Raw genomic sequence first — 17,631 nt, forward strand, 5'->3', positions numbered from 1 at the left:
GATTGTATAGGGATAAGAGGTTAGTTGTTGTGTACGAGATGAATGTCTCGTACACGATACTAACATTAACTGAAAGTAATATGGAAAAACATACATACAGGTATTTTTGCTCTTTTTGTTTAGCCAGTTTGATATTATTGTTCGCAATAAGTTGTTCTGGCAGTGCAGAAGAACCTTCAGAACCAGAAACTCCTACTACTCCAGCAGATGAGTATACTTATCTGAATGTAGAGTATAGAAAGTGGCAGAATGGGACTTTTCAATCGTGGACTACTGCAGATTCCCGTGAGACCCGTATCATTGATAATATGAACCGATACGCTCCTTCGGGAGATTATAGCAGGACTGCATGGGGAGGACGGATCGGGTTGCAACCTTCTTCTGTAACAGGAAAAGAAGGGTTCTTCCGGGTTGCCTATTGTGGAGGACGAGCTTACCTGCTTGATCCAGATAATGGAGCTGTTATTTTGCATGGAATTCAGCATGTTCGTCCAGGGGAGTCTACAGCTCACCAGAAAGCTTTCATTACAAAATATGGAAGTGAAGCCCGATGGAGTGAGGTGACTGGTAAAATGTTGGCTGACAATCATATAAACTATATCTCATATGGTTCAAACCGTATTGAAGCATTTCCCGTAGCGGTACGTGCCAATCTGTTGACTCCGAAGACACAGAAAATTGCTTATGCGGAAACGCTGTATCTACTCCGCACTTTTATGTGGGATATGACTAAGAATTTGGGATATGCTTTTGATGATGATAAATATAATCGTCTGGTTCTTCTTTTCGAACCCACATTTGCAGCATATATTGATAATCTTGTACAGGAGAAATCAGCATTGTTTGCAGGTGATAAACATTTTATCGGATATTATCTTGATAATGAATTGCCGTTTGCAAGTTACCAGAATGGTGATCCAGTAAAGGGAATTGAGTTGAAGCATTTTCTATCCTTGCCCGATCGTTATAAAGCTGCCCGGATTTATGCGGAGAAGTTTATGCAAGAAAGAGGGATTGCTTCTTCGGCGGCAATAAGCAAGAAAGATCAGGAAGACTTTCGTGGAGCTGTTTCTGATTATTATTATCAGTTAGCCACAACAACTGTTCGCCGCCATGATGCGGAGCATTTGATCTTAGGTACGCGTCTTCATGACTGGAGCAAATATAACCAGAAAGTGGTAGAAGCTTGTGCCCGTTACTGTGATGTTGTTTCTGTTAATTACTATGGACGTTGGCAACCCGAAACCGACTTCCTTGCTAATTTGAAAGTATGGTGTGGTGCGAAGCCATTTCTGGTATCAGAATTTTATACGAAAGCAGAGGATGCCAGTTATCAAGGGGTTAAATATGTAAATACTGAAGGCGGTGGTTGGCTTGTCCGTACACAAAAGAACAGAGGAGAATTTCATCAGAATTTCTGTCTTCGTTTACTTGAAACGCAGAATTGTGTTGGATGGGTACATTTTGAATACAACGATGGTTATGCTTCGGATGGCAGTGCCTCAAATAAAGGAATCGTTTCGCTGGAATATGAACCCTATGAATCCTTCCTCTCATATGTACGACAACTGAACTTGGCTGTATATCCATTGATTGATTATTATGATGCCAAGCAATGAGTAGGATAGTTTATCGAGATTTTGATAGAAAAAGAAAATATAATTTGAAATAGTTACTACAATGAAGAAGATCAGTTTATTAGCTCTTTTTTTAGGCTTTAATATAGCTTTAGGTGCTTGTTCAGATGACGACGCAGCTCCGATTGTGAAAAATGAATCGTTTCAGCTTCCCGCAAAGGCATATGTTTTGGCAGAGCAAACAAAACGTGCTATTGTGATAAGAGATGCAGAAACCCAACGTAATGTATGGAGTTGGGATCCTTATACTGCTCGTGTTCCTTCGGCACATCAGGATTGGTTTATTAATCCGAGCGAAGTAAAACCGGTATTTAATAAACGCTATATTCTAATGACTGCTTCCGGTGGGGCGGTAGCTTTAATTCGCTTGTCAGACCATAAATTAATGTTTTATGCAAACTGTGGACAGAACCCGCATTCTGCAGAAATTTTGCCGGATGGAAATATCGTTACGGCAGAGTCGAAATCCGGTGAAATCAATACCTTTGTAGTAGATACGGTAAAAGTATTAGGAATGAAAGCTAATACCATAAAACTGGGTAATGCCCATAATGTAGTCTGGGATAAGGAAAGAGAATGTATCTATGCTACGGCTACCATACAGGCGGGTGTAACAGCTTTGTTCCGTATGAATTATAATGGAAATCGGAATAATCCGCAACTTACTAATCAGACACGTATATATACCTTCGACAAGGAATCTGGAGGACATGATTTGTTCCCGGTGTATGGTGAAGAAGATAAATTATGGTTGACAGCGGCTTCGGCAGTTTATAAGTTTGATATTTCTACGGATGTTCCGACCTGCGAGAAAGTGTATAGCATAGCCGATATAAAAAGTATCTGCAACGGACCGGATGGAATCCTGATGTTGAAACCGACTGAAGAGTGGTGGGCAGAAGGACTTGTAAATGAGAAGGGAGAAGAACTTTTCAAAATGGACGGAGCCAAGATTTATAAAGGCCGTTGGATGATAGACAATACCTTCAGTTATCCGGAAAAGCATGATTTCGTGTTGGGTGAGGATTGATTAAGTATCACGGAAGATTGATAGAGTATATAAGTTGAATAATTAAGTTTGGAACAATGAGGAAGCTTCTTCTATTTTTATTGGTATCTATCGCATTGCCGGCTTTGGCGCAGAATGGAAAGAAAGTGTATGCCGACTTTCACGGTGTACGCTATACCCGGCAGCATGACGGAAAGTTGGGCCGTTGGGAGATGTATGCCAATACGGAGAAATCAAGTACCGGAAGAAAGTCGCTGTGTTATAATGCCGACCTGATAGACAGTGAAGGGCGGCATGAAATAGCGGCAGTGGCTTATCCGCAAGTCGGAATGCAGTCCAATCTCGATCCCGATTATATCGAATATCAGATTTTGTCTGCGAAAGCAGCCAAGATAGATGGATTCTTTATTGAATGGGGATTCAAGCCTCACGAAAATGACATCTTGTTGCGTGAGATGCAGAAAGTGGCGGCGAAGTATGACTTTGAGATCGGGGTAAACTGGTGTGACGGTTGGTTGTATTATGACTGGATTACTAAACTTTATCCGGAAATCAATACCCGTGAGGCAAAGACTGAATACATGGCTAAATGTTACCAATATTTGGTAGATAGCGTCTTTACTGGTCCTACAGCTCCTATGGTGAAGGGAATGCCTGTTTTTTATCATTTCGGTCCCGGAGCGAAGGTGGATGAATATAAGAAAGTATTATCACTGGCGAAGTTACCGCAAGGAATGAAGCAACCGGTTGCTTTACGCCGTTGGGCGGATTGGGGAAAACTGGAAAACGATAAATATATCCCCGTCACTCGTAGCGATGAAATGGATGCTTGGAAAGAAGTGGGAGAAATTCCGACTGCATGGCTTCCTGCCCGTGTCCGTACAAGAGATCAGGCACATGCCGAATGGGATAATTACGCCACACAGGATGATGTTATCGAGTTTATGAAACCTTTCCGCGATTCTATCTGGCATAGTAACAATCCTGCATATACAATAAAGTCGGGATTTGCCATGCCGGGGATGGATAACCGGGGGTGTGCAGGCTGGGGACGCGGACACTTCTATTATATTCCTCGCAACAATGGAGAAACCTACCAAAGTATGTGGAAGTTCTGTATGGCGGAGAAAGACAGCTTAGATATGATGTTTATTGCTTCGTGGAGCGACTATACCGAAGGACACGAAATAGAGCCAACCATTGAAAACGGCGACCGCGAATTGCGTACTACTTTAAAATATGCGGCAGAGTTCAAAGGTGAACAGGCGGATGAACGTGGATTAACCTTGCCTTTGATGCTTTTCCGTTTGCGAAAAGAAGCCCGTTTCCTGGAAAAGACAAAGATGGACGTATCCGGTTGTCATCGTTCCCTCGATAAAGCAGCATTGTTAATCAGCCAGGGACGTTATCCGGTGGCGATAGGTTTGTTGTCGCAAATAGAAAATGATGTCAAGACGGCAAAGTCGGCTTTAACGGTTGAGATGATGCGTTTGCGTGAGTCGGACATGAAGATTCAGGGAAAGCGGAAATCCGGTGGCTACAGTGCCGAAGAGACTCTCTCTATCTCTTTGCCTAAAGAGTTGGTTTCCAAACTACAAATGAATAACTATGTAGGATATCTCTATTTTGAGTATCTGGATAAAGGAAATGAATCTCTTTTTATACGTTCGTCTACGCTGCGTGAACCGAAAGAGCCGTTTAAAATTGTATCCCGGATACGTACCGACAATACGGGCGAGTGGAAAAGCGCAAAAGTAGAATTGTATAAGGATAATATCGTGAATGGATTCAATATGCCTACTTTTTATTTAAAAGGAAATGTCGTAGTCCGTAATTTGTCATTGGGTTATACGATCTACACAGTCAAATAAATGCATGGATGAAGAGCTTAAATAATTGGTTATTAGTTTTATCGGTACTATCCTACTTCGGCTGTTCCTCTCCGGTTCATGAGGATGGCAGAGGATGTGCTTTCGTATCTGACAGTATTCAATATCGGGTTGAGTTTATGTCGGCGGGATGCGTACGGATTTTGTCTTTTCCCCAAGGTGATACGTTGATAACAAAAAGATTGGTGGTCGATGCGGAAAAGCCGGCTTTCAAAGACTATAAATGGGAAGATACGGGACAGAAGCTGTTCTTTCGCACCCGTGAACTTTCCGTAGCTTTTGATAAGGCAGATGCGGCTTTCACTTTTCAGGAAATATCCACAGGTAAGTTGTTACTAAAAGAGAAAGGGGATGGAAAGGCACGGAACTTTAAACGTTCGGTTGCCGGAGGTGAACAATGTCTCGAAGTCACTCAATGCTTTGTTCCTACCGAGGATGAGGCTATTTACGGGTTGGGACAGTATCAGAACGGAATCATGAACTATCGGGGGAAATCCGTACTTCTGTTGCAGGCCAATATGGATATTGTCAATCCGTTCCTTATTTCGACCAACGGATACGGTGTCTTATGGGATAATTATTCTTCTACGAAGTTTGAAGATACGAAGGAGGGGTACTCGTTTACTTCCGAAGTAGGTGATGCTTCCGACTATTATTTTGTCTATGGCAAGAATATGGATGAAGTCGTTGCCGGTTATCGGGAATTGACGGGGGAAGTGCCGATGTTTGGAAAATGGGTATATGGCTTCTGGCAGTCCAAAGAGCGTTATAAGTCGTTCGATGAATTGAAGGCAGTCGTTAAAGAATACCGTAAACGGGAAATTCCGTTGGATAACATTGTGCAGGACTGGGAATATTGGGGAGACAAACCTCATTGGAACAGCCTGACTTTCCATCCGGCAAACTTTAATCATCCCCGTCAGGTTATTGATGAACTGCATCAACAGGACCATGTTCATTTTATGCTTTCCGTATGGCCCGGATTCGGACCGGAAACGGCTGTCTATCAGTCTTTGGATTCTATCGGTGCATTGTTTAGTGAACCTACATGGGCAGGCTATAAGGTTTTTGATGCCTATAATCCTGTTGCACGGGATATCTTCTGGCAATACCTCAAGAAAGGACTCTATGATATGGGCGTGGATGCCTGGTGGATGGATGCAACGGAACCTTCTTTCCGGGACGGATTCACACAGTTGAAACAGGAAGAAAAGACCAAATCGGCAGGTAATACTTATCTGGGTAGCTTCCACCGTTATCTGAACACCTATTCTTTAGAGATGCTGAAAGATTTCTATCAACGCCTGCGAGCCGAAAGCGATCAGAAACGAATATTTATCCTGACTCGTTCCGCCTTTGCCTCGCAACAACATTATGGTACGGCTGTATGGTCGGGTGACGTTTCGGCTTCATGGGAGAATATGCACAAACAACTGGTTGCCGGCTTAAACTTGTCCATGTCCGGTATTCCGTATTGGACTTCCGATACGGGAGGATTCTTCGTCACAGAACGGGATGCGAAATATCCCGACGGACTGAAAAGTAATGATTATAAAGAGTTGTATTCCCGTTGGTTCCAGTTTAGCGCATTTACTCCTATCTTCCGTGCTCACGGTACGAACGTGCCGCGTGAAATTTGGCAATTCGGTGAAAAGGGGACATTATTCTATGATAATCAGGTGAAATATATCCATCTGCGCTACCGTCTGTTGCCTTACATTTACTCAATGTCTCATCAGGTAACCGCCAATAACTATACCATGTTGAGAGGCTTGGCAATGGATTTCACGACAGATACCCGGACTTTTGATATTGATAATGCCTATATGTTCGGTACTTCCTTATTGGTGCGTCCGGTATTTCGTCCGCAATCGGAAGAAAAGAACATCAGCATTTATCTGCCGGAACACAGCGGTAAATATTGGTATGACTTCTGGACCGGAGAAGCTTTTGAAGGAGGAAGAGAACAAATGCAGACAAGTATCCTCGATATACTTCCGCTCTATGTGAAGGCAGGTTCTATCTTGCCTTTGGCAGAAGTAAAACAATATGCGATGGAATATCCCGACCGTGAATTGGAACTGCGTATCTATGGAGGAGCGGACGCTTCTTTTTTATGGTATGAGGATGAAGGTGATTCCTACCGCTATGAAGAGGGTGTATGTTCGAAAGTGCCGGTGCAATGGAAAGATTCGGAACGGACATTGATTATTGGCCTGCGTGAGGGAACTTATCCCGGTATGCCGGAACAAATAAAAGTGCATATGAAATTATATCTGCCTGAAGGTGCTGCTTTTGAGAGTAAAGAGTGTGTCTACACAGGTAGAGAGGTAAAAATAAAGTTTTAATTAGATGCATATATCGATTATGAAGAAGTTTTTCTATATCTTTATTCTATTGCTTATTGTGGGATGGGCGCAGGCGCAACAACGCGTGGTATACACAATCAACGACGGATGGAAATTTACAAAAGGATCTCCGTTTGAAGCGCAGCTGGCCGGCTGTGACGACTCTTCTTGGGAGACGGTCAATATTCCTCATACATGGAATGATAAAGATGCCGACGACGAAACTCCGGGATTTTATCGGGGGCCGGCTTGGTATCGGAAACAATTATTTGTAGACAAAAGCCAGGAAGGACGTCAGGCAGTGATCTATTTTGAAGGAGCCAATCAGGAAGTGCAATGCTATCTGAACGGTCAGTTCGTGGGAGAGCACAAAGGAGGGTATACCCGTTTCTGTTTTGACATTACTTCCCATTTGCGTTATGGACAGGAAAACCTGTTTGCCATTTATGTGAACAATGTCTATAACCCGAATATCCCGCCTCTGTCTGCCGATTTTACTTTCTTTGGCGGTATCTACCGGGATGTCTATCTGCAGTTTATGAATCCGGTGCACATTGCAACGAATGATTATGCTTCGTCAGGAGTTTATATCCGTACCCCCGAAGTGAACAACTCCGCAGCCTCGATAGAAATCACTACGTTACTGACGAATAATACACTCCAACCTGCTGAAATCAGGGTGGAAAATATAATCTGCGATGCGGATGGCAGGGAAGTGAAAAAGACTCATGCGGAAGTAAAGCTGGCATCCGGCGAAACAAAGACGGACATCTCTAAAAAGATAAAAATAGATTCTCCCCGTTTGTGGGATATAGACGATCCCTATCGGTATATGGTATATACGCGTATTCTTGATAAGAAAAAGGGCGCTTTACTGGATGAAGTGGTGAATCCGTTAGGTTTGCGCTGGTTCAAGTTTGATTCGGAAAAAGGCTTTTTCCTGAATGGCAAAGGACGTAAACTGATCGGAACTGCCCGGCATCAGGATTGTTTTCAGAAAGGAAATGCCTTGCGCGACGAGTTGCATGTACAGGATATATTGCTGTTGAAAGAGATGGGAGGGAACTTCCTGCGTGTGTCACATTATCCCCAAGATCCTGTAATCATGGAAATGTGCGATAAACTGGGTATTGTGACTTCGGTTGAAATCCCCGTTGTCAATGCTGTTACGGAAACCGAAGAGTTTCTGCAGAACTCCGTTGAGATGGCTAAAGAAATGGTGCGTCAGGACTTCAATCGCCCTTCTGTTATGATTTGGGGTTATATGAATGAGATTTTCCTGCGTCGCCCTTATACCGAAGGCAAGCAATTGGAAAATTATTACCGCTTTACTGAAAAAGTAGCCCGTGCCTTGGAGGCGACCATCCGAGAAGAAGATCCTTCAAGATATACCATGATGGCTTATCATAATATGCCTCAATATTACGAAGACGCCCATCTGACCGAGATACCGATGATTCAGGGATGGAACCTGTATCAAGGCTGGTATGAACCGGATATCAATGAGTTTCAGCGTTTGCTCGATCGTGCCCATAAGGTATACAAAGGAAAAGTACTGATGGTTACGGAATATGGACCGGGAGTAGATCCGAGACTTCATTCCTACCAGTCGGAACGTTTCGACTTCTCACAGGAATACGGTCTGGTATATCATAAACATTATCTCCGTGAAATGATGAAACGTCCGTTTATAGCCGGTTCCAGTCTGTGGAATCTGAATGATTTTTATTCCGAATCCCGTGTAGATGCTGTTCCTCATGTAAACAATAAAGGAGTTGTCGGATTAGACAGGGAGAAGAAAGATGTCTATTGGTTCTATAAGACAGCTTTGTCACGTCGTCCGATACTTGTTATAGGTAATCGGGAGTGGAAAAGCCGTGGGGGAGTGGTGAATACTGCACAGAAAGAGTGTATTCAGTCTGTCCCTGTATTCTCTAATGCGGAAGAAGTTGAGCTGTTTGTGAACAACAAGAGTCTGGGAAAGAAAAAGGTAGAAGATAATTATGCTTTGTTCGACGTGCCGTTCGTTGGTGGAGAGAATCTGCTGGAAGCTGTTGCTGTGGCTAGTGGTCATAAATTGCGTGATATGCTCCGGATTCAGTTCCAGTTGGTAGGTTCACAATTGAAAGATGAAGCTGTGCCATTCACGGAAATCAATGTAATGTTAGGTTCTCCAAGATATTTTGAAGACCGTTCGGCAAATGTAGCATGGATTCCCGAACAGGAGTATAAGCCCGGTAGCTGGGGATTTGTTGGCGGAACTTCTTATCGCCGCAAAACAGGGTTCGGCAGTATGCTTGGCTCGGATATTGATATTCACGGAACAGACATGAATCCGGTTTTCCAGACCCAACGTGTCGGAATAAAATCTTTTAAAGCTGATGTACCGGATGGAGAATATTCCGTATATTTGTACTGGGCAGAACTGGAGTCGGACAAAGAGCGGGAAGCATTGGTTTATAACTTGGGAGCTGACTCGGAACAGACATTTGCCGGAAACCGCAGCTTCGGAATTTCAATCAATGGAACAACCGTTTCTGATGATTTTAACGTAGCCCGCGATTACGGATATGCCCGTGCTGTTATCAAGAAGTTTGTGATAACAGTAAAGGATGGAAAAGGATTGAGTGTCGATTTCCATAAAAAGGAGGGAGAACCAATTCTGAATGCTATCCGTATTTATAGAAACTATTAATTATAAATGCTATCAATATGCTTAGGTCTATTTATTTACTGTCTTTTCTCCTCCTGCAATCCTTGTTTGCTTTTGCCGGGAATGTAAAGGAGAGTGTTCCGTCCTCTTTTGATTTGTATGTATGCATCGGACAATCCAACATGGCGGGGCGTGCAACATTAACTCCGGAAGTCATGGATACCCTTCAAAATGTGTATCTGTTGAATGATAAGGGGAATTTTGAACCGGCAGTAAATCCCCTCAATCGTTATTCAACAGTCCGGAAAGATTTGTCTATGCAACGCTTGGGACCAGCTTATGGTTTTGCCAAAGAATTGACGCGGAAAACGAAACGCCCTATCGGACTGGTAGTAAATGCACGTGGTGGTTCTTCTATCAACTCTTGGCTAAAAGGAAGTAAAGACGGATATTATGAAGAAGCACTCTCCCGGATTCGGATTGCGATGAAACAGGGAGGTGCTTTAAAAGCAATACTTTGGCATCAGGGAGAAGCCGACTGCTCCAATCCGGAAGCGTATAAACAAAAACTGATTTCTTTGGTGAAAGACCTGCGGGAAGATTTGAATCTGCCGGAACTGCCGATTGTTGTAGGACAGATTTCTCAATGGAACTGGACGAAAAGAGAAGCAGGTACAGTCCCCTTTAATCAGATGATTAAAAAAGTTTCTTCTTTTATTCCCCATTCCGATTGGGTATCATCGAAAGGATTGGGATGGTATAAAGATGAGAAGGACCCTCATTTTAATACGGAAGCACAATTGTTATTAGGGAAACGTTATGCAAAAAAGGTACTGAAGTTCTATAAGCATCCATAGAATACCCTTTTTCGAAAGAATACAAAAGCCGGCTGATTCATGAGGAATCAGCCGGCTTTTGTATGGTGAATAACTAAATACTGCCTTGTTGATAGAAAATGACTATATGTAGTTAATTATCTTGTTATAAACAAATTAACCTGTTAATAACTTTGTTAATATCCTTGTTGATAACTGAAATGAGGTTGTGAATAAAGTCTGTAGAGAAGAGTCGTCATAAAAAAGAAGAACCGCATTTTGCGATTCTTCTTTTCTTTAGTTGCGGAGATCCGACTCGAACGAATGACCTTTGGGTTATGAGCCCAACGAGCTACCAACTGCTCCACTCCGCGATGTTTAACGGGTGCAAAGGTACGGCTTTTTTTGAAACAAACAAATATATTGCTGAATATTTTTCGAATAAATCTTCACTTTTTTCTTATTAGGTTGAGAATGAGCGAAATAATGATGAAACTTTTTCTTAGCACCTATTAATATACAAATGTTAATATTCTCTCTATTTTCTTGTATGGTCTAAAGAAAAGAATTACTTTTGCTCAAAATATTCAGCAATGTGCAATTTGTAACCTATGACCGTATCCAAGACAAAAGCCAAATTAGTAGATGTAGCCCGTCAGCTTTTTGCGAAGATGGGAGTAGAAAACACAACTATGAACGATATCGCTCTTGCTTCTAAAAAAGGTAGACGAACACTCTATACTTATTTCAAAAGCAAGGACGAAATTTATTTGGCTGTTGTGGAGTCGGAATTGGATATTCTGTCGGATATGATGAAGCGGGTAGCCGAGAAAAACATCTCACCGGACGAGAAATTGCTGGAGATGATATATACCCGGTTGGACGCGGTAAAAGAGGTAGTCTATCGAAACGGAACACTGCGTGCTTATTTCTTCCGTGATATATGGCGGGTAGAGAAAGTCCGCAAGAAGTTTGATGCAAAGGAAGTCCAGCTTTTTAAAGCCGTTCTCCTGGAAGGACAGGCAAAAGGAGTTTTTCATATTGACGATGTGGAGATGACTGCCGACTTGATTCATTATTGTGTGAAAGGAATTGAAGTTCCTTATATCCGTGGTCATATAGGCGCGCATCTGGATGAAGATACAAGAAATAAATATGTGTCCAACATCGTGTTTGGCGCACTGCATAGAACAGAAATTTAATTAAATAACTTTTAGTATGGGATTATTAGACGGAAAAACAGCCATTGTAACCGGTGCTGCTCGCGGTATTGGTAAGGCTATCGCTCTTAAGTTTGCCGCCGAAGGTGCAAACATCGCATTTACTGACCTTGTCATTGACGAAAATGCAGAAAATACAGCTAAAGAACTTGAAGCAATGGGCGTGAAAGCCAAAGGCTATGCATCTAACGCTGCTAACTTTGAAGATACTGCAAAGGTCGTAGAAGAAATCCACAAGGACTTTGGACGGATCGATATATTGGTAAACAATGCCGGTATCACTCGTGACGGTTTGATGATGCGCATGAGCGAACAGCAATGGGATATGGTGATCAACGTGAACCTGAAGTCGGCGTTTAACTTCATTCATGCTTGTACACCTGTCATGATGCGTCAGAAAGCCGGTAGCATTATCAATATGGCATCTGTTGTAGGTGTTCACGGAAATGCAGGACAGGCTAACTATGCTGCTTCCAAAGCAGGTATGATTGCATTGGCTAAGTCTATCGCACAGGAGTTGGGTTCTCGCGGCATCCGTGCCAACGCTATCGCTCCGGGATTCATCCTGACAGACATGACAGCTGCTCTTTCTGATGAAGTAAGAGCTGAATGGGCAAAGAAAATACCTTTGCGTCGTGGTGGTACTCCTGAAGATGTGGCAAACATCGCTACCTTCCTTGCTTCTGATATGTCATCTTATGTATCGGGCCAGGTGATTCAGGTAGATGGTGGTATGAATATGTAATCGAACAGAATGACTGTTGTATACGAAGACAACCATATCATTGTAGTCAATAAGACCGCTTCCGAGATTGTCCAGGCAGACAAGACGGGTGATACGCCGCTTTCGGAGACTGTGAAACAGTATCTGAAAGAGAAGTATCAGAAACCCGGAAATGTTTTCCTCGGTGTGACACACCGGTTGGACCGCCCCGTAAGCGGTCTTGTTATTTTTGCCAAAACGAGTAAAGCGCTTACACGACTCAACGAGATGTTTCGCACCAGTGAGGTGAAAAAGACTTATTGGGCGGTTGTGAAAAATGAACCGGAAGAACCGGAAGGCGAACTGATACATTTTCTTGTGCGTAATGAAAAGCAAAATAAAAGTTATGCATATGATAAGGAAGTTCCGAACAGTAAGAAAGCGATTTTGCATTACCGGTTGATCGGTCGTTCGGAGAATTACTATTTGCTCGAAGTCGATTTGAAGACCGGACGTCATCATCAGATTCGTTGTCAGTTGGCCAAAATGGGATGTCCTATCAAAGGAGATTTGAAATATGGTTCTCCACGCTCCAATCCGGATGGGAGCATTTGTCTGCACGCCCGGAGAGTGCGATTCATACATCCTGTTTCCAAAGAGCTGATAGAGCTTGAAGCTCCCCTTCCCGAAGGGAATTTATGGAAAGGATTCATCATAGATTAACACGGATTTCTATAATAAATTTAAGCACGGATTTCACGGATTGGCGCTGTTGCTTTACAATTCATTATTCTAAAAAACATGGAATCTGTACCTAATAATATACGATTGTTTAGCAAGAGTGCTTGGTATACAGCTTTTTCTATGGAAATTCGGGTAAGTCTGTGATTGGAACTCTTGCCAAAAGAGTAAACTTGCCTGCCATTTTTCTAGTAAACTCCAGCGACATTTAGTAAATTCCTGAATAGGTAGTATATTTGCATCATTCGCTAATTGTTATTATCAATCATACCAAAGAAGAATACGAATGAAAGCATTTAAACTACTTGCATTGACTTCCTGCTTCTTGTTTGCAGCGGGAAATGGAGTTGCGCAACGGGACTATTCAAAAAGTGAAGGATTATTGCAGTACGTCGATCCGTATATCGGATCCGGTTATCATGGACACGTTTTTGTTGGGACGAGTGTTCCGTATGGAATGGTGCAGCTGGGCCCTACTAACATCCATAAAGGTTGGGACTGGTGTTCGGGTTATCATTATTCCGATAGCATCTTAATCGGTTTTTCACATACCCATTTGAGCGGTACGGGCTGTACTGACTTATGTGATATTCTCATCATGCCATTGAATGAAATCCGTACGCCTAGAGGCAATCAGGATGATATACGAGATGGCTATGCTTCCGGATATTCCCATACGAATGAAATTGCCCGTCCCGAATATTACTCTTTGCTTCTCGACCGTTACAATATCAAAGCTGAGCTGACAGCTACAGATCGTGTAGGCTTCCATCGTTATACTTATCCTGAAGGAAAACCTGCTTCCATATTGATCGACTTACGTGAAGGGAACGGCTCGAATGCTTACGACAGTTATATCCGTAAAGTAGATGATTATACAGTAGAGGGGTATCGTTATGTGAGAGGCTGGAGTCCTTCCCGCAAAGTTTATTTTGTGTTGAAAAGTGATAAGAAGATAGAGCAGTTTACTGCCTATGACGATAATACCCCGAAACCTTGGGGGCAACTGAAAGTGGCATCAGTGAAGAGTGTCCTCACTTTTGGTAACGTGAAAGAAGTGAAGATAAAAGTCGCTCTTTCTTCTGTCAGCTGTGACAATGCGGCGATGAATCTGCAAGCCGAACTTACCCACTGGGATTTTGACAAAGTAGTGGATAGGAGTGCCGCCCGATGGAACAAGCAACTGGAGAAGATGACAGTAGAAACCGACGATGAGGCTTCCAGACGTGTGTTCTATACCGCACACTATCATACCATGATTGCCCCTACACTTTTTTGTGATGTGAATGGAGAGTATAGAGGAATGAACGACATGATTTACACGGATCCTAAGAAAGCCAACTATACAACTCTTTCTTTGTGGGATACCTACCGTGCATTGAATCCTCTGATGACTATCACCCAACCTGAAATGGTGGACCATGTAGTCAATTCGATGATTTCCATCTATCGTCAGCAGGATAAACTCCCCATCTGGCCTTTGATGAGCGGCGAAACCAATCAGATGCCGGGCTATAGCTCCGTGCCGGTGATTGCCGATGCGTATCTGAAAGGATTTACCGGTTTCGATGCGGAAGAAGCATGGCAGGCTATGAAAGCTACGGCTACTTACGAGAAACAAAAGGGAGTACCCTATGTGGTAGAAAAAGGATATATTCCTGCCGACAAAATCCATGAGGCGACTTCGATAGCAATGGAATATGCGGTGGACGATTGGGGAATTGCTGCTATGGCATATAAGATGGGAAAGGTCGAAGATGCTGAAACATTCTCGAAACGTGCTCATTATTATAAGAACTATTTTGATTCTTCCATCCATTTTATCCGCCCGAAATTGGAAGACGGCTCTTGGCGTACTCCTTACGATCCGGCACGTTCCATCCATACTGTCGGAGATTTCTGTGAAGGAAACGGATGGCAATATACTTTCTTTGCTCCACAAGATCCGTATGGACTGATTGCCTTGTTTGGCGGTGACAAACCCTTTGCGACGAAGCTTGATAGTTTCTTTACCAACACCGACAGTATGGGCGAAGGAGCATCGAGCGATATAACCGGATTGATCGGACAATATGCGCACGGAAATGAACCGAGCCACCATGTTGCTTACCTTTATGCGTATGCCGGTGAACAATGGAAAACGGCGGAAAAGGTCCGTTTCATCATGAGTGATTTTTATACAGACCAACCGGATGGTATTATCGGCAATGAAGATTGTGGACAAATGTCAGCTTGGTATCTGCTTTCATCCATGGGACTCTATCAGGTGAACCCGTCGGATGGTGTATTTGTTTTCGGTAGCCCCTGTTTTAAGAAAGTAGAAATGAAGGTACGTGGTGGTAATACTTTTACTGTAGAAGCACCAAATAACAGCAAAGAAAATATCTATATCCAGAAAGTGTATTTAAATGGCAAGCCTTATGATAAGAGTTATATCACTTATCAGGATATAATAAATGGCAGCACATTGAAGTTTGTAATGGGGAAAAAGCCGAATAAGAATTTTGGTAAGGCTCCGGCAAACAGACCGGTTGTTTTGAATAAGATAAATAGATGAAAGACAGCTTATAAAAGATAAGTCCTTATTGAAAGGAGGGAAAAGTCTCCGGCAATGAAAGAATAAAGTTAGTTCCCGAGTATTAATTCAGTTTTCAATAGGTATTGTAAAGCTTTCCGGTTGTAACATTTAGTTCAGCTTCGGAAAGCTTTATTTTATACACTAAAAACGGCTGAAAAGTAAATCCTTACAGGAACTTACCGTTTTCAACCGTTTGAGAGGATGTAGTTTTAAGAAATAAGTTAGTCGTGATTACTTTCTTTCTTTTAAAGGAGGATGTAATCCGTGTCTGAATGATTATATAAACTACTTGTGTGCATATACTTAATTATGGCAGCGGATCAGCTTTTGCCGGCCGTTTCGGATCATAAACGGCTACTCCTACTTTGGAGTCGGCACAGCCATAATACAAATACCATTTGTTTTTGAAATAGACCATTCCTTCGATAAATACGGTTCCGTCCACATATTGTCCACTCTTTTCGAAGCTATCCATCGGGCGGAAAAACGGTTCGTCGAGACGGGTGATAAAGCGGGTAGGATCTTTGGCGTCGAAGAGCGCTTGTCCGGCAGCATAAACATTGGCAGTATAACGTTTGTCACCTCTTCCTGAATGGTTCTTACCATTGTAAAGAAGGACGATTCCTTTCGGAGTGTAGATGGCCGGTGGTCCACATTCGGTGAGATGGCTGTCAAAGTAGCCGTCACGGGGAGAAAACAGCTTCTTCAGGGAGCCGTCAATGTTGACAATCGGAGTCCAATGGATTAAATCATCAGAAGTAGCCGCAAATACGTGTTCTTCGCCCCAGTACATAAAGTATTTTCCGTTGATTTTCTTGATAACCTGTTTGCCTTTGACAACCTCCGTCAGGATAGAGCCGGATTTACAGCCCAGATTAAAGAACTTTCCGTTGTATGCCGTGGCAAAAGCAGGCCCATGCTTTGTCCAATCTTTTAGATTGCGGGAGGTCGCTACTGCCAGCCGAGGCACATGGCGGTTCCATTGGGTGTACATCATTACATAAAGTCCGTCATCGGTTACAGCAATCCGTGGATCTTCACAGCCGCCGGGCCATTCCAATTCTTTTTGTGAATCGTCATCCGGATAGAATACAGGAGTCTTTTCCCGTTGGAAATGTGTGCCATCAGTAGAGGTTGCATAACCGAGGCGTGAAGTACGGCGTCCGATGCCGACCCCTGATTTATCCTCTGCACGGTATAACACGACAATCTCTCCATTGTAGATTGTAGCTGCCGGATTGAATGTATCATTCGATTCCCATGCAATGGAGTCTTTTGTGAGCGGACAATAAAATTGGGTGTTTTCGATGGGGGATATTACCGGATTTACGCTCTTCGGACGTTCGAAACCACCGAAAGCCCAATCGGGTAACTGGTTCTCTTTATGATTGGAAGACTGGCCGTTGGCAGCACAAGTCATCACTGTCGTAGCAAGTAAGAATAAAAAAGTTGATTTCATATTGTCTATATTATATGGGTTGTTTATTTTCAGGAGTCATATAACTCTCTACATATAAATTGAAAAATGAATAAAATGCTGTCATCTGTCACCTGATTGGATATAAATTATTGATCCTGAAAATATTACGGTGTGACAGCATGGTGTGATGGCAAGGTGACGGCATGGTGTGCTGTCACTTTGTCGAAAGCTGGGATTTTATTGTTTTTCTGCTATGAGGGTACTTGTTTCTCTATTCGGAGTTGTATTCGCTCATTATCATACTATTACAGGTGAGAGAAGGTTTCATTGCTTGAAACTTTAGTTTCATCAGTAGGAAACTTTAGTTTCATTGGTGAGAAACTTTAGTTTCTGTTGCTTGAAACTATGGTTTCAAAGGCTTGAAACTAAAGTTCTTCTGCCTTGAAACTATCTTGGAACCGTAAGTGTCAATGTTAGAAACAGTTATTCCGTAAGCAGGAATACAATAATTCCTGATATGAGCAATCGGCTACTCCATCGCTTGCATACCGGCACTGCCGGAGAGGAGGATGGATAAACCAACTATTTTAGTTATATTCATGGTAATAATAATGGATG

Annotated in this window: 11 protein-coding genes and 1 tRNA gene; 10 read left to right on the forward strand and 2 right to left on the reverse strand. The window is 42.7% G+C overall.

What is annotated here, in order from left to right; translation table 11 throughout:
* Positions 1-80 precede the first annotated feature (80 nt).
* The 6 genes from AAHJ11_RS12575 to AAHJ11_RS12600 all read left to right on the forward strand — a co-directional run bounded on the left by AAHJ11_RS12575 (position 81) and on the right by AAHJ11_RS12600 (position 10,393).
* A complete protein-coding gene (locus AAHJ11_RS12575) occupies positions 81-1,619 on the forward strand; it encodes a hypothetical protein (RefSeq protein ID WP_297284820.1) in 1,539 nt (512 codons plus the stop codon).
* A gap of 61 nt (positions 1,620-1,680) precedes the next feature.
* Positions 1,681-2,667, forward strand: coding sequence for a DUF6528 family protein (locus tag AAHJ11_RS12580; protein ID WP_148363920.1), 987 nt, complete (start codon positions 1,681-1,683; stop codon positions 2,665-2,667).
* Between the two features lie 56 nt (positions 2,668-2,723).
* On the forward strand, positions 2,724-4,517 hold the full coding sequence (locus tag AAHJ11_RS12585) for a glycoside hydrolase family 71/99-like protein (RefSeq protein WP_148363919.1): 1,794 nt from the start codon (positions 2,724-2,726) through the stop codon (positions 4,515-4,517).
* An 8-nt stretch (positions 4,518-4,525) separates the two neighbouring features.
* Positions 4,526-6,883 (forward strand): TIM-barrel domain-containing protein, encoded by a 2,358-nt coding sequence (locus tag AAHJ11_RS12590; RefSeq protein WP_413579584.1) that lies wholly within the window; start codon positions 4,526-4,528, stop codon positions 6,881-6,883.
* A gap of 19 nt (positions 6,884-6,902) precedes the next feature.
* Positions 6,903-9,578, forward strand: coding sequence for a glycoside hydrolase family 2 TIM barrel-domain containing protein (locus AAHJ11_RS12595; protein ID WP_413579586.1), 2,676 nt, complete (start codon positions 6,903-6,905; stop codon positions 9,576-9,578).
* A gap of 17 nt (positions 9,579-9,595) precedes the next feature.
* Positions 9,596-10,393 (forward strand): sialate O-acetylesterase, encoded by a 798-nt coding sequence (locus AAHJ11_RS12600; RefSeq protein ID WP_148363916.1) that lies wholly within the window; start codon positions 9,596-9,598, stop codon positions 10,391-10,393.
* 259 nt (positions 10,394-10,652) lie between these two features.
* Here AAHJ11_RS12600 and AAHJ11_RS12605 read toward each other — a convergent pair.
* Positions 10,653-10,725 (reverse strand) — tRNA-Met (locus AAHJ11_RS12605).
* Positions 10,726-10,962: 237 nt separating this feature from the next.
* On the opposite strand from AAHJ11_RS12605, the gene AAHJ11_RS12610 reads away from it, so the two are divergent.
* The 4 genes from AAHJ11_RS12610 (at position 10,963) to AAHJ11_RS12625 (ending at position 15,572) form a co-directional block, all read left to right on the forward strand.
* Complete coding sequence (locus tag AAHJ11_RS12610) at positions 10,963-11,553, forward strand: TetR/AcrR family transcriptional regulator (RefSeq protein ID WP_007763961.1); 591 nt, start codon at positions 10,963-10,965, stop codon at positions 11,551-11,553.
* A gap of 16 nt (positions 11,554-11,569) precedes the next feature.
* Positions 11,570-12,316 (forward strand): 3-oxoacyl-[acyl-carrier-protein] reductase, encoded by a 747-nt coding sequence (fabG, locus tag AAHJ11_RS12615; RefSeq protein WP_010536417.1) that lies wholly within the window; start codon positions 11,570-11,572, stop codon positions 12,314-12,316.
* 9 nt (positions 12,317-12,325) lie between these two features.
* Positions 12,326-12,997 (forward strand): RluA family pseudouridine synthase, encoded by a 672-nt coding sequence (locus AAHJ11_RS12620; protein WP_195649268.1) that lies wholly within the window; start codon positions 12,326-12,328, stop codon positions 12,995-12,997.
* Positions 12,998-13,301: 304 nt separating this feature from the next.
* A complete protein-coding gene (locus AAHJ11_RS12625; protein WP_413579587.1) occupies positions 13,302-15,572 on the forward strand; it encodes a GH92 family glycosyl hydrolase in 2,271 nt (756 codons plus the stop codon).
* Positions 15,573-15,900: 328 nt separating this feature from the next.
* Here the strand turns inward: AAHJ11_RS12625 and AAHJ11_RS12630 are convergent, their stop codons facing one another.
* Positions 15,901-17,061 carry a glycoside hydrolase family 130 protein gene (locus AAHJ11_RS12630; protein WP_195649315.1) on the reverse strand — a complete coding sequence of 387 codons (1,161 nt, stop codon included), beginning with the start codon at positions 17,059-17,061 and terminating at the stop codon, positions 15,901-15,903.
* Between the last annotated feature and the right edge of the window lie 570 nt (positions 17,062-17,631).

Origin of the sequence: Bacteroides sp. 90-K9/2 (assembly GCF_047310725.1) — a bacterium.
In the GTDB taxonomy this organism is placed as follows: domain Bacteria; phylum Bacteroidota; class Bacteroidia; order Bacteroidales; family Bacteroidaceae; genus Bacteroides; species Bacteroides vicugnae.